The organism is Acidovorax sp. Root217 (assembly GCF_001428645.1).
Lineage (GTDB): Bacteria > Pseudomonadota > Gammaproteobacteria > Burkholderiales > Burkholderiaceae_C > Acidovorax.
Genome location: NZ_LMIH01000024.1, coordinates 91,064 through 109,445, shown reverse-complemented (window position 1 = coordinate 109,445; position 18,382 = coordinate 91,064). Strand labels below are relative to the sequence as shown.

The 18,382-nt window shown below is 66.6% G+C and carries 15 protein-coding genes; 7 read left to right on the top strand and 8 right to left on the bottom strand.

Annotated features, from left to right (window positions below):
* Positions 1 to 72: 72 nt before the first annotated feature.
* The 7 genes from ASE31_RS22080 to ASE31_RS22050 form a co-directional block, all read right to left on the bottom strand.
* A complete protein-coding gene (locus ASE31_RS22080) occupies positions 73 to 1,665 on the bottom strand; it encodes a glycerol-3-phosphate dehydrogenase/oxidase (protein ID WP_057203959.1) in 1,593 nt (530 codons plus the stop codon).
* 175 nt (positions 1,666 to 1,840) lie between these two features.
* Entirely contained in the window at positions 1,841 to 3,571 is a 1,731-nt protein-coding gene (locus tag ASE31_RS22075; protein ID WP_057203958.1) for an ABC transporter substrate-binding protein, read from the bottom strand.
* Between the two features lie 101 nt (positions 3,572 to 3,672).
* Positions 3,673 to 3,981 (bottom strand): DUF2160 domain-containing protein, encoded by a 309-nt coding sequence (locus ASE31_RS22070; protein WP_057203957.1) that lies wholly within the window; start codon positions 3,979 to 3,981, stop codon positions 3,673 to 3,675.
* 12 nt (positions 3,982 to 3,993) lie between these two features.
* The gene (locus ASE31_RS22065) at positions 3,994 to 4,806 is read right to left on the bottom strand and encodes a carbohydrate ABC transporter permease (protein ID WP_057203956.1); all 813 of its coding nucleotides are present in this window, start codon (positions 4,804 to 4,806) and stop codon (positions 3,994 to 3,996) included.
* Complete coding sequence (locus tag ASE31_RS22060) at positions 4,799 to 5,695, bottom strand: carbohydrate ABC transporter permease (RefSeq protein ID WP_057203955.1); 897 nt, start codon at positions 5,693 to 5,695, stop codon at positions 4,799 to 4,801. Before ASE31_RS22060 ends, ASE31_RS22065 begins: the two co-directional genes overlap by 8 nt.
* The gene (locus ASE31_RS22055) at positions 5,692 to 6,783 is read right to left on the bottom strand and encodes an ABC transporter ATP-binding protein (RefSeq protein WP_057203954.1); all 1,092 of its coding nucleotides are present in this window, start codon (positions 6,781 to 6,783) and stop codon (positions 5,692 to 5,694) included. Before ASE31_RS22055 ends, ASE31_RS22060 begins: the two co-directional genes overlap by 4 nt.
* Before the next feature lies 1 nt (position 6,784).
* Positions 6,785 to 7,861 (bottom strand): ABC transporter ATP-binding protein, encoded by a 1,077-nt coding sequence (locus ASE31_RS22050; protein WP_057203953.1) that lies wholly within the window; start codon positions 7,859 to 7,861, stop codon positions 6,785 to 6,787.
* A 204-nt stretch (positions 7,862 to 8,065) separates the two neighbouring features.
* On the opposite strand from ASE31_RS22050, the gene ASE31_RS22045 reads away from it, so the two are divergent.
* The 3 genes from ASE31_RS22045 to proC all read left to right on the top strand — a co-directional run bounded on the left by ASE31_RS22045 (position 8,066) and on the right by proC (position 11,253).
* Positions 8,066 to 8,830 (top strand): DeoR/GlpR family DNA-binding transcription regulator, encoded by a 765-nt coding sequence (locus ASE31_RS22045; protein WP_057203952.1) that lies wholly within the window; start codon positions 8,066 to 8,068, stop codon positions 8,828 to 8,830.
* Positions 8,831 to 8,846: 16 nt separating this feature from the next.
* A complete protein-coding gene (gene glpK, locus ASE31_RS22040; RefSeq protein WP_057204129.1) occupies positions 8,847 to 10,340 on the top strand; it encodes a glycerol kinase GlpK in 1,494 nt (497 codons plus the stop codon).
* 76 nt (positions 10,341 to 10,416) lie between these two features.
* A complete protein-coding gene (gene proC / locus ASE31_RS22035) occupies positions 10,417 to 11,253 on the top strand; it encodes a pyrroline-5-carboxylate reductase (protein ID WP_057203951.1) in 837 nt (278 codons plus the stop codon).
* 17 nt (positions 11,254 to 11,270) lie between these two features.
* On the opposite strand, the gene ubiA is transcribed toward proC, so the two are convergent.
* Entirely contained in the window at positions 11,271 to 12,155 is an 885-nt protein-coding gene (ubiA, locus tag ASE31_RS22030; RefSeq protein ID WP_057204128.1) for a 4-hydroxybenzoate octaprenyltransferase, read from the bottom strand.
* 173 nt (positions 12,156 to 12,328) lie between these two features.
* On the opposite strand from ubiA, the gene ASE31_RS22025 reads away from it, so the two are divergent.
* The 4 genes from ASE31_RS22025 to ASE31_RS22010 are packed head-to-tail and all read left to right on the top strand — an operon-like array spanning position 12,329 to position 18,355.
* The gene (locus ASE31_RS22025; RefSeq protein ID WP_057203950.1) at positions 12,329 to 15,763 is read left to right on the top strand and encodes a response regulator; all 3,435 of its coding nucleotides are present in this window, start codon (positions 12,329 to 12,331) and stop codon (positions 15,761 to 15,763) included.
* Positions 15,760 to 16,602, top strand: a complete 843-nt coding sequence (locus ASE31_RS22020) for a protein-glutamate O-methyltransferase CheR (RefSeq protein ID WP_057204127.1) — start codon at positions 15,760 to 15,762, stop codon at positions 16,600 to 16,602. Before ASE31_RS22025 ends, ASE31_RS22020 begins: the two co-directional genes overlap by 4 nt.
* The gene (locus ASE31_RS22015; RefSeq protein WP_057203949.1) at positions 16,602 to 17,210 is read left to right on the top strand and encodes a chemotaxis protein CheB; all 609 of its coding nucleotides are present in this window, start codon (positions 16,602 to 16,604) and stop codon (positions 17,208 to 17,210) included. The genes ASE31_RS22020 and ASE31_RS22015 overlap by 1 nt, the downstream gene beginning before the upstream one ends.
* On the top strand, positions 17,207 to 18,355 hold the full coding sequence (locus tag ASE31_RS22010; RefSeq protein ID WP_057203948.1) for a hybrid sensor histidine kinase/response regulator: 1,149 nt from the start codon (positions 17,207 to 17,209) through the stop codon (positions 18,353 to 18,355). Before ASE31_RS22015 ends, ASE31_RS22010 begins: the two co-directional genes overlap by 4 nt.
* Positions 18,356 to 18,382: the final 27 nt, after the last annotated feature.

The following is an 18,382-nucleotide window of genomic DNA, read 5'->3' as shown; positions in this document are numbered from 1 at the left end:
GGGCAGAAACTTCACGTAGGAAACGCGAAGCCCTCGATTATTGCCAAAGCACAAGGCGAAGTCAAGTGCCTATCACACTGGCGCGTGCAAATATTGCTCGGCAAGTGACAAAAACGCATCCAGTTGTGGATCGGCGCCCAGTTCCTCCTGCAGGAGGGCCGCCACCCGAGGGGCGCTGGCGATGGCCTGGCGGGCGTCCAGGAACAGCATGCGCGAGCGGCGGGCCAGAACATCCTCCACCGTGCAGGCGTACTCGAAGCGTGCGGCAAAGCGCACCATGGCCTCGGTCAGGCCGCCACCCAGGTCCACCCCTGGGCCCGGCAGCGCCTGCACGCACGAGGCCTCACCCCCGTAGGAATGCAAGCCCTGGGCGTCGCTGATGCGGTGGCGCACCGGCTCGGCGGGCGTGCCCACCAGGGGCAGGCGGTTGGTGACGCCGGCGGCCGTCTCCGGCAGCAGGCCTACGGTGAAGCATTTTTGCAACACGTCCTCGGCCATGGCGCGGTAGGTCGTCCATTTGCCTCCGGTCACGGTCACCAGGCCGCTCTTGCTGGCCAGCACGGTGTGCTCGCGGCTGATCTTCTTGGTGTTGTCACCGTCGTCGTCCTGCGGCTTGACCAGGGGGCGCAGGCCCACCCAGATGCTGCGGATGTCGGCCACCTTGGGGGCCCGGGTGAGGTAGCGGGCCGCCTCGTCGAGGATGAAGGCCACCTCTTCCTTGAAGGCCAGGGGCTCGCGCACCACGTCCTGGCGCGGGCTGTCGGTGGTGCCCAGAATGAGCTTGCCCAGCCACGGCACGGCAAACAGCACCCGGCCGTCGGCCGTCTTGGGCACCATCAGGGCATGGTCGGAGGGCAGGAATTCGCGGTCCACCACGATGTGCACGCCCTGGCTGGGCGCCACGATGGGCTTGACAGGGCGGCCGATGGCGTCGCCATCCATCTGGCGCAGGGCATCCACCCAGACGCCGGTGGCGTTGACCACGGCCTTGGCGCGCACGGTGAACTGGCGGCCGCTGGCGCTGTCTTCGCAGACGAAGCCGGCCACCTTGCCGTTGTCATGGACCAGCGAGGTCGCCGGGCAGTAATTGACCAGCAGCGCACCCTTGGCGGCCGCCGTGCGGGCCAGGGCCAGCGCCAGGCGGGCATCGTCGAACTGGCCGTCCCAGTACTTCACGCCGCCCTTGAGTCCGTCCTGGCGGGCGTTGGGCAGGCATTGCAGCGTCTTGGCGCGGCCCAGGAACTGGGTGGACCCCAGGCCCGCCTTGCCGGCCAGGGCGTCGTACATCATCAGGCCGATGCCGTAGAACGGCGTCTCCCACACCTTGTAGGACGGCATGACGAAGGCCAGGGGCTGGGCCAGGTGGGGGGCGTTGTTGAGCAGCGTCGTGCGCTCGTGCAGGGCCTCGCGCACCAGCGCGATGTTCCCCTGGGCCAGGTAGCGCACGCCTCCGTGCACCAGTTTGGTGGCACGCGAGGAGGTTCCCTTGGCAAAATCGTGCGAATCGACCAGCACCACGCTGAAGCCCCGGGCCGCCGCGTCCAGCGCCACACCGAGGCCCGTCGCCCCGCCCCCGATCACGGCCAGGTCGTACTGGTGCGGCGCGGCAAGGCGGTCAAGGAGGTCGGAGCGCCGCGTGGGCAGGGGAGCGAAAGCGTGGGTCATAGGTGCTGATTGTCCACAGGCACGGGGTCTAGGCTAGGGTAAACCCTGAATTCTTGACACCTGCGGGGCGGATTGGCCTGGTGGGCCTCCCGCGCCCGCGGGTGCGGAGGAGAAAAATGGCGTCCGGCTGTCCATGGATAGATGGACAGGGACCGGCCGCCAGGGGCCTGGGCGCTCAGCGCGCCTTGCCATCCTTCCAAGCCTGCAGCAGCTTGTCGTAGGCAATGGTTTCGCCCTTCGGCTTCTCATTGGCCAGCTTGGCCCAAGGGGCCTGCTTGTCGCTCAGCCACTTGGCGGGTGCGCTCTTGGGGTTGAGCTTGGGCGCGCAGTGGGCCATGCCGGCGCGCTCCAGGCGGGCCATCACCTGGTCCATCTCATCGGCCAGCGTGTCCATGGCGCCCTGGGGGGTCTTTTCACCCGTGACGGCCTGGGCCACGTTCTTCCACCACAGCTGGGCCAGCTTGGGGTAGTCGGGCACGTTGGTACCAGTGGGCGACCATGCGACGCGGGCCGGGCTGCGGTAGAACTCCACCAGGCCGCCCAGCTTGGGGGCAGCGTCCGTCATGGCCTTGGACTGGATGTCGCTTTCGCGGATCGGGGTCAGGCCCACGAGGGTCTTCTTGAGCGAGGTGGTCTTGGCCGTCACGAACTGGGCGTACAGCCAGGCAGCAGCGGTCTTGTTGGCGTCATGGCCCTTGAAGAAGGACCACGAACCCACGTCCTGGTAGCCGTTCTGCATGCCCTGCTTCCAGTAGGGGCCGTTAGGGCCGGGGGCCATGCGCCACTTGGGCGTGCCGTCGGCGTTCACCACGGGCAGGCCGGGCTTGACCATGTCGGCCGTGAAGGCGGTGTACCAGAAGATCTGCTGGGCGATCTGGCCCTGGGCCGGCACGGGGCCGGCCTCGCCGAAGGTCATGCCCGTGGCTTCCTTGGGCGCGTACTTCTTCATCCAGTCCACGTACTTGGTCAGTGCATAGACGGCTGCGGGCGAGTTGGTCGCACCACCACGGGCCACCGAAGCGCCCACGGGCGTGCACTTGTCGTCGGCCACGCGGATGCCCCATTCGTCGATCGGCAGGCCATTGGGCGCGCCGATATCGGCCGTGCCGGCCATGGACAGCCAGGCATCGGTGAAGCGCCAGCCCAGCGAAGGGTCCTTTTTGCCGTAGTCCATGTGGCCATAGATGGCCTTGCCATCGATGGTCTTCACGTCGTTGGTGAAGAATTCGGCGATGTCCTCGTAAGCGCTCCAGTTGAGCGGCACGCCCAGGTCGTAGCCGTACTTGGCCTTGAACTTGTCCTTGATGTCCTTGCGGTCGAACAGGTCGGCGCGAAACCAGTACAGGTTGGCGAACTGCTGGTCGGGCAATTGGTAAAGCTTGCCGTCGGGCGCCGTGGTGAACTTGGTGCCAATGAAGTCCTTGAGGTCCAGACCGGGGTTGGTCCACTCCTTGCCGTCGCCTGCCATGTAGTCGGTCAGGTTCATCATCTTGCCGTAGCGGTAGTGGGTACCGATCAGGTCCGAGTCCGAGATCCAGCCGTCATAGATCGACTTGCCCGACTGCATCGAGGTCTGCAGCTTCTCGACCACGTCGCCTTCCTGGATCAGGTCATGCTTGACCTTGATGCCCGTGATCTCCTCGAAGGCCTTGGCCAGGGTCTTGGATTCGTATTCATGGGTGGTGATGGTCTCGGAGACCACGGAGATCTCCTTGACCCCCTTGCCCTGGAGCTTCTTGGCAGCATCGATGAACCACTTCATCTCGGCCATCTGCTGGTCCTTGCTCAGCGTGGAGGGCTGGAACTCGCTGTCGACCCACTTCTTGGCTTCGGCCTCGCCCGCCATGGCCGACTGCCCGGTCACGACTGCTACCGCCAGTGCCAGCGCTGTATACCGCGTCTTCATAGTGCCTGTCTCCTCATAGTCATCTCCCCATTGGATACACAAGGGTCGCCCGGCTCCGGGGAAGGTTTGAGCCGTGCAACGGGAACATTTCCAGGGCGCCTTCAGCCTTTGCGCATGATCAGGCCGAGCAGCAGCATGGACAGCACGAAGCTGAACCAGATCGACGGGTCCTCGCCCAGCTCGAACCACTGCGCGAGCTTGCCGCTCACGCCCACGAAGATCAGATTCACGTAGGCCGCAGACAGCAGCCCGATGAACAGGCGGTCGCCGCGCGTTGTTTCCAGGGGCAGAAAGCCCTTGCGCATGGTGGTGGGGGACTTGAACTCCCACACCGCCATGCCAGCCAGCATCAGCACGATGCACGTAAAGAACACCGCCACCGGCAGGGTCCAGGCCATCCACTCGAACATGGCAGCTCCTTCTTAAACGCGGCCCATCGCGAAACCCTTCGCGATGTAGTGCCGCACAAACCAGATCACGATGGCGCCCGGCACGATGGTGAGTACGCCGGCCGCGGCCAGCGTTGCCCAGTCCATGCCCGAGGCGCTCACGGTGCGCGTCATGGTGGCCACGATGGGCTTGGCGTTGACGCTGGTCAGCGTGCGCGCCAGCAGCAGCTCGACCCAGCTGAACATGAAGCAGAAGAACGCCGCCACGCCCACGCCGGCCTTGATCAGCGGCAGGAAGATGGTCACGAAGAAGCGCGGGAAGCTGTAGCCGTCGATATAGGCGGTTTCGTCGATCTCGCGCGGGATGCCGCTCATGAAGCCCTCCAGGATCCACACCGCCAGCGGCACGTTGAACAACAGGTGGGCCAGCGCCACGGCGATGTGCGTGTCCATCAGTCCCACCGTGGTGTACAGCTGGAAGAAGGGCAGCAGGAACACCGCAGGCGGCGTCATGCGGTTGGTCAGCAGCCAGAAGAACACATGCTTGTCGCCCATGAACTGGTAGCGCGAGAATGCGTAGGCCGCCGGCAGCGCCACGGTGAGCGAGATCACCGTGTTGATGCCCACGTAGATCAGGCTGTTGATGTAGCCCGAGTACCAGGACGCATCGGTGAAGATGGTCCTGTAGTTGTCCCAGGTGAAGTGCTGGGGAAAGAACGAGAACGAGGACAGGATCTCCGCATTCGTCTTGAAGCTCATGTTGATCATCCAGTAGATGGGCAGCACGGCGAAAATCAGATAGGCGATCAGGAACAGCGACCGCTTGTGGAAGCGTTTTTCATTCATGGCCGGCCCCTTCGTTGCTGGCGGTGCCTACGCGCTGCATCCAGTTGTAGAGGATGAAGCACAGGAGCAGGATGATGAAGAAATAGATCAGCGAGAACGCCGCCGCCGGGCCCAGGTCGAACTGGCCCACGGCTTTGGTCGTCAGGTACTGGCTCAGGAAGGTGGTGGCATTGCCCGGCCCGCCGCCCGTGAGCACGAAGGGCTCGGTGTAGATCATGAAGCTGTCCATGAAGCGCAGCAGCACCGCGATCATGAGCACCCCCCGCATCTTGGGCAACTGGATGTAGCGGAACACCGCGAACTTGCTGGCCCCGTCGATGCGCGCCGCCTGGTAGTAGGCGTCGGGAATGGAGCGCAGCCCGGCGAACGCCAGCAGCGCCACCAGCGGAGTCCAGTGCCACACGTCCATCAGCAGCACCGTGAGCCAGGCCTGCGTGGCATTGCCGGTGTAGCTGTACTCGATGCCGATCTCCTGCAGCATGCGGCCCATGAGCCCGATATCGGCTCGGCCGTAGATCTGCCAGATGGTGCCCACCACGTTCCAGGGGATCAGCAGCGACAGGGCCACCACCACCAGCACGGCCGACGACTTCCAGCCCTGCGCGGGCATGGACAGCGCCAGCATGATGCCCAGCGGAATCTCCACCGCCAGCACCGCCAGCGAGAAGGTGATCTGGCGCCACAGCGCGGCGTGCAGCTCCTCGTCGCGCATCACGGCGGCAAACCATTCGGTGCCGACGAACACGCGCCGCTCGGGCGAGATGATGTCCTGCACCGAGTAGTTCACCACCGTCATCAGCGGCAGGATGGCCGAGAAGGCCACGCAGATGATGACCGGCAGGATCAGGAACCAGGCCTTCTGGTTCACGGGCTTGGTCGTGGTGCTCATGGGGTGACCTCCGCTGCCAGCAATTGTTCGTTCTGGTAGAAGCAGGTGTGCGTTCCCAGCACCTGCAGCCATGCCGTGTCCCCGGCCGATGGCAAGCGGGCCTCCGGCGCAAAACGTGCCTTGAGCGTGTGCTCGCCCACCCGCGCGGTCAGCATCAGGTAGGTGCCTATGTCCTGCACCTGCACCACGGTGCAAGGCAGGGCCCCTGGCTGCTGCGGCTCGGCCAGGGCCAGGTACTCCGGCCGTATGCCCACCTGCAAGGCGCCCTCGGGCAGCGTGCGGCCCACGGGCACCGACAGGCGGTGCCCGGCCACCGAGAGGTTCGCGCCATCGCGCTGCGCGGGCAGGAAGTTCATGCCCGGCGAGCCGATGAAGTGGCCCACGAACACATGCGCGGGGCGCTCGAACAGCGCATCGGCCGAGCCCACCTGCACGGCGCGGCCGCGCGTCATCACCACCACCTGGTCGGCAAAGGTCAGCGCCTCGACCTGGTCGTGCGTCACGTAGATGAGCGTGAGCTTGAGTTCGTGGTGGATCTGCTTGAGCTTGCGCCGCAGTTGCCATTTGAGATGCGGGTCGATCACCGTGAGCGGCTCGTCGAACAGCACGGCCGCCACGTCCGAGCGCACCAGGCCGCGGCCCAGCGAGATCTTCTGCTTGGCATCGGCCGCCAGGCCCGCCGCGCGCTGGTTGAGCTGGCCACTCATCTCCAGCATCTCGGCGATCACGCCCACACGCTGCTTGATCTGGTCTTCGGGCACCTTGCGGTTGCGCAGCGGGAAGGCCAGGTTCTCGGCCACCGTCATGGTGTCGTAGATCACGGGGAACTGGAACACCTGGGCGATGTTGCGCTCCTGCGGGCTGGCGCGTGTCACGTCACGGCCGTCGAACAGCACCTTGCCATGCGAGGGCACGAGCAGGCCCGACATGATGTTGAGCATGGTCGTCTTGCCGCAGCCCGAGGGGCCGAGCAGCGCGTAGGCGCCGCCGTCCTCGAACTCCATTTTCAGGGGCAGCAGCGCGTAGTCGCTGTCCTGCTTGGGGTTGGGCTTGTAGGAATGCGCCAGGTCCAGGCTGATACGTGCCATCTCAACGCCCTCCCAGGCGCACGGGCGCCCATACCAACTGGCCATCGGCACCGAACACATAGGCCTGCGCCGGGTCCAGGTGCAGCGCCAGGGGCGTGCCCAGTTCGAAGTAATGCACACCAGTGAGCTGCGCCACCAGGTCGCCCCAGGGGGTCGAGGCATGCACGAAGGTGTCAGAGCCCGAAATTTCGGCCAGCTCCACCGTGCCGTTCACGCCCACGTCGCCGGGGCGGGCCTGCACGCGCAGTGCGCTGGCGCGCACGCCGACGGTGACAGCGCCGGCCGCCGTACCCTCTGGCAGCGGGATGGACAGCGTGGCTCCGCCTTGCAATTGCACGCCTTGCGCTGCCACGGTGGCCGCGATCAGGTTCATCGGCGGGTCGCTGAAGGCACGCGCCACGCGCAGCGAATTGGGTGCATGGAACACCTCGGCCGTGGGGCCGTACTGCAGCAGGCGGCCCTCGTCGAGCACGGCGGTGTAGCCGCCCAGCAGCAGGGCCTCGCCCGGCTCGGTGGTGGCATAGACCACCGTGGACTGGCCGGCGGCGAACAGCTGGGTCAGCTCCTCGCGCAGCTCCTCGCGCAGCTTGTAGTCCAGGTTCACCAGCGGCTCGTCGAGCAGCATCAGCGGCGCGCCCTTGGCCAGGGCCCGGGCCAGCGCCACGCGCTGCTGCTGCCCGCCCGAGAGCTCGGCCGGGTAGCGGTCGAGGAACATCTCGATGTGCAGGCGGGCGGCGATCTCGCGCACCCGGGTGTCGATGTTCTTTTCGCCGCGAAGCTTGAGCGGCGAGGCGATGTTGTCCGCCACCTTCATCGAGGGGTAGTTGATGAACTGCTGGTAGACCATGGCCACATTGCGCTCGCGCACCGGCACGCCGGTCACGTCCGCACCGTCCACCCGCACGGTGCCGGCGGTGGGCGTGTCGAGCCCGGCCATGATGCGCATCAGGCTGGTCTTGCCGGCTTGCGTGGCGCCCAGCAGCACCGTCACGGCACCGCTGTGCAGCGCCATGCTCATGTCATGGAGCCAGGTCTGCGCCCCCACCCTCTTGCTGATGCTGTCCAGTGCCAGCTGCATCACGCATGCCTTTCCATAGTGCCCCTCGAGGGGCCTGTTGTGCCAAACCGCTGGCGCAAGCGCACAGCGGTCGTTTGTTTTCGATTGCGTTCATTCTTGTTCTTTTGTGATCGTTTCAAATCAAGGTTTACCCTTAACGGGTTCCTTTTTGTTCCATTTAAAGTACATCCACTCCATTGGCTTCTTTCTTGCTGCCGAATCTGCGTGAATACCAATCCCCGACAACTCCTGCTCCTTGAAGAAGTGCGCGCACGCAAATCCGCCAGCGTCGAGCAACTGGCCGACACCCTGGGCGTGACCCTGCAGACGGTGCGCCGCGACGTGCAGCGCCTGGCCGAATCGGGCCTTCTCACGCGCTTTCACGGCGGGGTGCGCGTGCCCAGCTCCACCGTGGAGAACCTGGCCCACACGCAGCGCGAAACCCTGCATGCCGAGGGCAAGGCGCGCATTGCACGCGCCGTGGCCGAGCAGGTGCCCAACGACTGCTCGCTGATCCTGAACATCGGCACCACCACCGAGGCGATTGCCAAGGCGCTGCTGCACCACCGCGGCCTTCGCGTGATCACCAACAACCTGAACGTGGCCGCCATCCTGAGCGGCAACCCCGAATGCGAGGTGATCGTGGCCGGCGGGGTGGTGCGCACGCGCGACCGCGGCATCGTCGGCGAGGCGGCGGTGGACTTCATCCGCCAGTTCCGCGTGGACATCGCGCTCATCGGCATCTCGGGCATCGAGCCCGATGGCTCGCTGCGCGACTTCGACTACCGCGAGGTGAAGGTGGCGCAGACCATCATTGCCCAGTCGCGCGAGGTCTGGCTGGCGGCCGACCAGAGCAAGTTCAACCGCCCGGCCATGGTGCAGCTGGCCACCTTGCAGCAAATCGACCGGCTGTTCACCGATGCGCCGCCGCCCGAGCCCTTCCCTGTACTTCTGCAGGACGCCGAGGTGATTTGCACCGTGGCCGCCTGACTTATCCTTGTTTGCCATGACCTACCTGCTTGCACTCGACCAAGGCACCTCCAGCTCCCGCAGCATCGTCTTCGACGAGCTGGGCCACATCGTGGCCCAGGCCCAGCGCGAGCTGCCGCAGATCTACCCCCAGCCCGGCTGGGTTGAACACGACCCCATGGAGATCTGGCGCACCCAGTTGGCCACAGCCCGCGAGGCGCTGCAGAAGGCGAACATCCAGGCCAGCGCCATCCGCGCCGTGGGCATCACCAACCAGCGCGAGACCACGGTGCTGTGGAACCGCAAGACCGGCCTGCCGGTGCACCATGCCATCGTCTGGCAGGACCGCCGGGCCGAACCCGCCTGCGCCGCACTGCGCGAGCAAGGCAAGGCAGGGACCATCCAGGCCAAGACAGGCCTGCTGATCGATGCCTATTTTTCAGGCACCAAGCTGCAATGGCTTCTGGACCACGTGCCCGGCGCACGCGACCAGGCAGAGCGCGGCGAGCTGGCTTTCGGCACCGTGGACAGCTGGCTCATGTGGCAGCTTACGCACGGCGAGGTGCACGTGACCGATGTGAGCAACGCCTCACGGACCATGCTGTTCAACGTACACAACAACCAGTGGGACGACGAGCTGCTGGCGCTGCTGCGCATTCCCAAATCGCTGATGCCCAGCGTGCAGCCATCGAGCTCGCATTTCTGCGACGTTGCGCCTGACCTGCTGGGCCACGCCGTCCGCGTGGGCGGTGTGGCAGGCGACCAGCAGAGCGCGCTGTTCGGTCAGGCCTGTTTCAGCGCGGGCATGGCCAAGAACACCTATGGCACGGGCTGCTTCATGCTGATGCACACGGGCACCACCTTCCAGACCTCGACGAACGGCCTGCTCACCACCAGTGCGGCCCAGGCCGGCACGCAGACCGAGTTTGCGATGGAGGGCAGCGTCTTCGTGGGCGGCGCCGTGGTGCAGTGGCTGCGTGACGGCCTGCGCGCCATCTCCACCAGCGGCGAGGTCGAGTCGCTCGCGCAGAGCGTGCCCGACTCGGGCGGCGTGATGATGGTGCCGGCCTTCACCGGCCTGGGCGCCCCTTACTGGAAGCCCGATGCGCGCGGCACCATCACCGGCCTGACGCGCGGCTCCACCCTGGGCCACATCGCGCGCGCCGCGCTCGAGAGCATCGCCTACCAGAGCGCCGCCCTGCTGCTGGCCATGAGCCGCGACGCCGTGGCCGCTGGCGGCGCTCCGGTGAGCGAGCTGCGCGTGGATGGCGGAGCCTGCATCAACGACCTGCTGATGCAGTTCCAGGCCGACCTGCTGGGCATACCCGTGGTGCGCCCGGCCGTGATCGAGACCACGGCCCTGGGCGCCGCCTACCTGGCAGGCCTGTCGAGCGGTGTGTACGGCAGCACGGCCGAGCTCTCGCAGCTGTGGCGTGCCGAGCGGCGCTTCGTGCCCACCCTGGGCAAGGCGCGCGCGCAGGAACTCATGGAGCGCTGGGAGCTGGCCGTGCGCCAGGCCACCCTGGAATGACGACCCGGGTGGTCGGCGGGGCGGCTACCATCATGCCCCTGCCGTTCCCTTGTCTTCGTTCTTCCGACTGCACACCATGAGCCAGACCACCGCCTCCCCTTCCCTTCCCATGATCGCCTTCATCGGCGGCGGCAACATGGCCAGCGCCATCATCGGTGGCCTCATCCGCCAGGGGCACCCAGCCAGCCAGATCGAGGTGGTCGAGCCCTGGGCCGAAACGCGGGACGCCTTGCTCAAGAACCATGGCCTGCAGGCACAGCCCGAGGCCGGCCCTGCCCTGCAGCGCGCCCGCATCGTGGTCTGGGCTGTGAAGCCCCAGACTTTCAAGGACGCGGTTGCCCAGACCCGCGCGCACACAGAGGACGCCCTGCACCTGAGCGTGGCCGCCGGCATCCGCTCGGACAGCATCGCCCAGTGGCTTGGCAGCGAGCGCGTGGTACGCACCATGCCCAACACCCCGGCCCTGGTGGGCAAGGGCATGAGCGCTCTGTATGCCCGCCCCGGTGTGTCACCAGCGGAGCGCGAGAGCGTGCAGGCCATCATGGCCACCACGGGAGAATACTTGTGGGTGGACACCGAAAAACAGCTCGACGCTGTGACGGCCCTCTCGGGCTCGGGCCCGGCCTATGTCTTTTACTTCCTGGAAGCCATGGCGCGCGCGGGCACGGCCATGGGACTGTCTGCGGAGCAGGCGCACCAGTTGGCAGTAGGCACCTTCGTGGGCGCCTCGGAGCTGGCGCGCCGCTCCGACGAACCGCCGACCGTGCTGCGCCAGCGTGTCACGTCCAAGGGTGGCACCACCTATGCAGCCCTGCAGTCCATGGAAAAGGATGGCGTGGGCGAGGCCTTCGAGCGCGCGATGAAAGCCGCCGAGCAGCGCGCCGACGAACTGGGCAACGAGTTCGGGGCCTGAGCCCTGGAGATTGCTATTCAGTTGGCAGCCATCTGCCGCAGCAGATAGCTGCCGGCAATGCCGGCAAACACCGTGGCGCCCAGCCAGTGGTTGACCCGGAAGGCGATGAAGCAGCCTTCGCGGGTGCGGTGGCGTATCAGCGTCCAGTGCCAGACACCCTGCGCCAGGGCTGCGGCCGTGGCCAGCCAGTACACCGGGCCCAGGCCATAGGGCGCCAGCGCCACGCCCCAGATGCCCAGGAACAGCAGGTAGAACAGCACGATGGCCGCCACGTCGAAGCGGCCCAGGGTGATGGCCGAGGTCTTGATGCCGATCTTCAGGTCGTCGTCGCGGTCGACCATCGCGTACTCGGTGTCATAGGCCAGCACCCAGAACAGGTTGCCGAGCCACATCCACCAGGCCACGGCGGGCACCTGACCCTGCACGGCGGCGAACGCGATCACGATGCCGAAATTGAAGGCGATGCCCAGCACCGCCTGCGGCATGGAAATCACGCGCTTGGAAAACGGGTAGGCAATGGCCACCAGCAAGGCGGGCACGGACCAGGCGATGGCCGCCGCATTGGTGGTCAGCACCAGGCCGAAGGACACCAGGGCCAGCACCGCGCCCAGGGTCAGCGCCTGCTTGACGGAAACGGCCCCGGTGGTCACGGGGCGGGCCGCCGTGCGCTTGACGTGGCGGTCGAAGTCGCGGTCGGCCACGTCGTTCACGCAGCAGCCGGCGCTGCGCATGAGGAAGGTGCCCAGCACGAACACCGCCAGCAGGTGCCAGCCTGGAAAACCGTCTGAGGCAATCCACAGCGCGCTCAAGGTGGGCCACAGGCAGACCAACCAGCCGGCGGGCCGGTTCCAGCGGATCAGGTCGAGGTACAGGGACAGGCGGCTGCGCGAAGGGGCGGGCATGGCGAAGAAGGCGGCAAAGAAGGGCAATGTTGCCCGTCGGGCGGGCGGCACCGGAATGTAGCAGCCGCGCGGACCCCACTCGCCGCACCTGCGTTGCAGGAAATGTCCTACACCGGGAATTTGTACAAACCCGTTACATTGTCCGGTTGCCCCTCACCCGGAACCCGCTTCGCATGCCCCGATCACCGAGTACCCAGGCCGCCCAGCGTTTTGCCATTCCCCGCAGCCTGATGGCGGGGTTCGTCGTGGCGGCCCTGGCCACGCTGGTCATTGCCTTCGTCAATTACCGCGCCTCGGAAGTGCGGGCAGATGCCGTCGCCGCCATGGACCGCACCTCGCAAGGCATGCGCCAGCTATCGCTGGTGCACTCCGCGATGAAGGACCTGGAAACCGGCCAGCGTGGCTACCTGCTCACAGGCGATGCCTCGTACCTGCAGCCCTACCTGCTGGCACAGAACGTCCTGGACCGCCAGTTGACGGCCCTCAAAACCAGCACAGGCAGCAATCCAGGCCAATTGCGGCTGGTGGTCCAGATCGAGGATCTGACCAAGCAGAAACGCAGCGAGCTTGCCGAGACGGTGGCATTGCGCAAGGCCGGCAATGCAGAGGGTGCCATGGCCCTGGTGCGCACCGACGCGGGCAAGAACATCATGGACCGCATCCGGGACCTGGCGTCCGACTTGGCCGGCCTGCAGACCCAGGAGCTGGAGGACCGCCGCCGCGGCTGGGAAGAGGCGACATCCCTGTCGGCATACTATTCCTGGGGTGGTTCACTGGTGCTGCTGGTATTGATTTGCGTCTCCGCCGCACTGACCGCACGAGAGCACCAGCTCAAGGCGCGCCAGAACTGGGTGGTGACGGGCCTGAGCGGCTTGGCCCAGCGCCTGCAGGGTGACCGCCGCGTCGAGGAGATCGGCGAGCTCGCGCTCGAATACCTGGCCACCTACCTCAACGCCAAGGTGGGCGCGGCCTACGCTGTTGACGAGCAGGGTGGTTTCACCCTGTTCGGCGGCTACGCCCTGCCGCGCGAGCGCCTGGCGCAGAAACTGATCGATGGCGAGGGTCTGGTGGGCCAGTGCGCGCGCTCGCGCGAGCTGTTGCACGTGCGCGACGTGCCGGCCAACCACCTGACCGTGTCCTCCAGCACGGGCGCGTCGGCGCCGGCCGAGTTGCTGGTGGCACCCGCCATGGAGAACGGCGAGGTGTTTGCCGTGATCGAGCTCGGCTTCTACCGCGCGGTGGACGAATTCGAGCACCGCCTGTTCAAGCAGGCCTCCGAGATGCTGGCCGTGGCCATCCGCTCGGGCCAGGACCGCAGCCGGCTCGAAGCCCTGCTCGAAGAGACCCAGCGCCAGTCCGAAGAGCTGCAGGCACAGCAGGAGGAGCTGCGCGTCAACAACGAGGAGCTGGAGCAGCAAAGCCGCATCCTGCAGGAGTCGCAGGCGCAGATGGAGCTGCAGCAGACCGAACTGGAGCAGACCAATGCACAGCTGGAAGAACAGACCCAGCAACTCGAGAACCAGCGCGAGGAGCTGCTCGCCGCCCAATCGGACCTGACCGAGAAGGCGCGCGAGATCGAGCAGACCAGCCAGTACAAGAGCGAGTTCCTGGCCAACATGAGCCACGAACTGCGCACCCCGCTCAACTCCACCCTGATCCTGGCCAAGCTGCTGGCCGACAACAAGGCCGGCAACCTGACGAGCGAGCAGGTGAAGTACGCGCAGACCATCTCCTCGGCCGGCAACGACCTGCTGGCGCTGATCAACGACATCCTGGACCTGTCCAAGATCGAGGCCGGCCAGGCCACCATCGACATCGAGAGCGTGGACATCGCCCGCGCCATGCAGTCGCTGGTCGACCCGCTGCGCCCCATCACAGAGGAGAAGGGGTTGAGTCTGGCGCTCACCATCGATGCCAACGTACCGGCCACCATGGACACCGACGCCCTGCGCCTGGGCCAGGTGCTCAAGAACCTGCTGTCCAACGCCGTCAAGTTCACCGAGCAGGGCAGCGTGGCGCTGCATGTCTCGCACCAGCCAGGCGACCTGCTCGCCTTTGCCGTGCGCGACACCGGCATCGGCATTCCCGAGCACCAGCAGGAGCTGGTCTTCGAGGCCTTCCGCCAGGCCGATGGCAGCACCCACCGCAAATATGGCGGCACCGGCCTGGGCCTGTCGATCTCGCGCGATCTGGCCCAGTTGCTGGGCGGCAGCATCGCCATCCACAGCACGCCAGGCCAGGGCAGCGAGTTCACGTTGACCGTGCCGCGCCATGCGGTGCAGTCCGACGAGCCGTCCACCGGCCGTGCCTTCCAGGCCCCCCAGAGCGCCACCAGCGCGCCGCCTCCGGCGCCAGCCTCCAGGCCTGCCCGGCCAGCGCCGACAGCCCCCGCCATCCTGCCCGTGGCAGCGCGCCCCAAGGGCGAGCGCAACATCCTCGTGATCGAGGACGACGTGCGCTTTGCCAACATCCTGAACGACCTGGCGCAGGAGATGGATTTCCACTGCATTCTGGCCCACACGGCCACGGAGGGCCTGGCTGCGGCCACCCTGCACCAGCCCAGCGCCATCGTGCTGGACGTGAACCTGCCCGACTTCTCGGGCCTCGGAGTGCTCGACCAGCTCAAGCGCAACCCGGCCACGCGGCACATCCCGGTGCACGTGGTATCGGTGGCCGACTACTCGCAGGAGGCCATGGGCCGCGGCGCCGTCGGCTACGCGCTCAAGCCCGTCAAACGCGAAGAGCTGGTGCACGCCCTGCAGCGCCTGGAAGCCAAGTTCACCCAGGGCATGCGCCGCGTGCTGGTGGTGGAGGACGACGAGCGCCAGCGCGAGAGCGTGCGCGCCCTGCTGGCCAGCGACGGCGTGGACATCGTGTGCGTGGAAAACGCCACGGCGGCCCTGGAGTACCTGCGCAACAGCACCTTCGACTGCATGGTGATGGACGTGAACCTGCCCGACCTGAGCGGCTACGAGCTGCTCCAGGCCATGTCCGAGCAGGAGGACGTCTCCTTCCCGCCCGTCATCGTCTACACCGGCCGCGCCCTGACGCGCGACGAGGAACAGCAGCTGCGCCGCTTCTCCAAGTCCATCATCATCAAGGACGCACGCTCACCCGAGCGCCTGCTCGACGAGGTGACCCTGTTCCTGCACCAGGTGGAGTCCGAGCTCTCGGTGGAGCGCCGGCAGATGCTGCAGGTGGCGCGCAGCCGCGACGCGGCCTTCGAGGGCCGCACGGTGCTGGTGGTGGAGGACGATGTGCGCAACGTGTTCGCGCTCTCCAGCATCCTGGAGCCCACGGGCATCTCGGTGCAGATCGCGCGCAATGGCCGCGAGGCGCTCGAGTTCCTTGAGCGCTCGGGCGGCACCGGGCCCGCCGTCGACCTGGTGCTGATGGACATCATGATGCCGGAGATGGATGGCTACACCGCCATGCGCGAGATCCGCAAGCAGCCCGCCTGGCGCAGGCTGCCCATCATCGCCCTCACGGCCAAGGCCATGAAGGACGACCAGGACAAATGCCTGGCCGCCGGCGCCAACGACTACATCGCCAAGCCGCTGGACGTGGAAAAACTGCTGTCGCTGGTGCGGGTGTGGATGCCCAAGTGAGCGCCCACCCGAAGACGGCCAGGATTGCCGACATCGAGCAGCGCCTGCTGCTGGACGCGATCTACTACCGCTACCACTACGACTTTCGCGGCTACGCGCAGGCCTCGCTCAAGCGGCGCCTGCAGACCGCGATCTCGCGCTTTGGCTGCCAGACGCTGTCGCAGCTGCAGGACAAGGTGCTGCACGACGCGACCGTGTTCCCGGCGCTGCTCGAATACCTCACGGTGCAGGTCAGCGAGATGTTCCGCGACCCGCGCTACTTCAAGTCGCTGCGCGAGCAGGTGATCCCCATCCTGCGCACCTACCCCTCGCTCAAGGTCTGGGTGGCCGGCTGCAGCAACGGCGAGGAGGTGTACTCGCTGGCCATCCTGCTGCACGAAGAAGGCCTGCTCGAACGCACCATCATCTACGCCACCGACATCAACCAGCAGGCCCTGCAGGCCGCCGAGGCCGGCGTGTTCGACCTGGCGCGCGTGGCGGCTTTCACCGAGAACCATGCACGCTCGGGCGGCAAGACCTCGCTGTCGGACTACTACTCCGCCGGCTACGGCCGGGTGGTGTTCGACCGTGCGCTGCGCAAGCAGGTGGTGTTCTCCGACCACAGCCTGGCGACGGACACGGTGTTCGCCGAGGTGCACCTGGTGTCCTGCCGCAACGTGCTGATCTATTTCGAGCGCGAACTGCAGAACCGGGCGCTGGGCCTGTTCAAGGAGGCGCTGTGCCGCAGGGGCTTCCTGGGACTGGGATCCAAGGAATCGATGCGCTTCACCGAACAGGCCCCGGCCTTCGACGACTTCGTGCTCGAAGACCGCATCTACCGCAAGAAGGTAGGCAGCTGATGGCTGCTTCACAGGGATACCCGCACGGCCCGCGCGCCTTCGATGCCATCGTGATCGGTGGCTCGGCGGGCGCCATCGATGCGATCTCCACCATCCTGCCATCGCTTCAGGCGCAGACCCGCGTGGCGGTGCTGGTCACACTGCATCTGCCGCGCGAGGCCCCCAGCCTGCTGCCCGAGATCTTTCGCCCGCGCTGTGCGCTGCGCACGGCCGAGGCGCAGGACAAGGAGCCCATCGAGGCCGGCAGCGTGTACTTTGCCCCACCCGACTACCACCTGCTGGTGGATGCCGGTCCGCAGCTGGCGCTGTCGGTCGATGCGCCCGTGCACTTCTCGCGCCCGTCCATCGACGTGCTGTTCGAATCGGCGGCGGACATTTATGGAGAGCGTTTGATTGGTATGCTCCTGTCCGGCGCCAACCACGATGGCGCCCGTGGCATGGTCGCCATCGGCGCTGCAGGGGGGCTCTGCATCGTGCAATCCCCCGCAAGCGCCTCCATGTCCGCCATGCCCCAGTCCGCGCTGGACCTGATGGCGCCGCACCACATCCTCCCCCCTTCGGAGATCGCATCCCTGCTGACCGAATTGCAAATGCGGAGAATCCTGTGAGCCCCACCCTTCTCCACCCCCAGCCACCGCCAGCCGAGCGCATCAAGTGCCTGGTGGTGGACGATGTGCCCGAAAACCTCGTGGCCGTGGAAGCCCTGCTGCACAGCGACAGCATCGAGGTGCTCAAGGCCCAGTCGGGCCCCGAGGCGCTGGAACTGCTGCTGCTGCACGGTGACGTGGCGCTGGCGCTGCTGGACGTGCAGATGCCCGAGATGAACGGTTTCGAGCTGGCCGAGCTGATCCGCGGCAGCGAGCGCACGCGCCACATCCCGCTGATCTTCATGACCGCCGGCTCGCGCGACCAGAACTGGCAGTTCCGCGGCTACGAGACCGGGGCCGTGGACTTTCTGTACAAGCCCATCGATCCGCAGATGCTGGCATCCAAGGCGGGCGTGTTCTTCGAGCTGTTCCGCCAAAAGCGCAGCCTGGCCCGCGAACTGCGCGAGCGCACCGAGGCGCTGCGCATCAACGAAATGTTCATGGCGGTGCTCAGCCATGACCTGCGCACGCCGCTGATGGCCATCGGCGCGGCGGCCACGGCGCTGCAACGCCAGCCCCTGGCGGCGGACAAGGCACAGGCGCTGGCCGGCCGCGTGCTCAGCAGCAGCCAGCGCATGGCACGCATGATCGAGGACCTGCTGGACGTGACGCGCATCCGCCAAGGCACCGGCCTGGCGATGCGCATGGCCCCCGTGGACCTGCATGCCGTGCTGCAGCGCTCGCTGCAGGAGATACGCACCAGCTTTCCCAACCATGTGATCAGCACCAGCGACCAGGGGAATCTGGCCGGCATGGGCGACGAGGAGCGCCTGTGCCAGCTGGCCATCAACCTCATCGGCAATGCGGTACACCACGGCGATCCTGCGGTGGCGATCCATGTGGCACTCGATGGCACCGACACGGACACCGTCGCCTTGACGGTGAGCAACGGCGGCACCATTCCGCCGGCCCTGCTTCCGCAGTTGTTCAGCCCGTTCCGGGGACGTGACCAGGAACCGGGACGCCACCAGGGCCTGGGGCTGGGCCTGTTCATCGTGCAGCAGATCGTCCGCTCGCATGGCGGCCGGATCGATGTGCAGTCCGAAGACGGCACCACGCGCTTCCATGTGGTTCTGCCGCGCTGCGGCGCTGCGGCTGCGGGCTGATCGGACGACTACCCGCCCGCGCCGGCA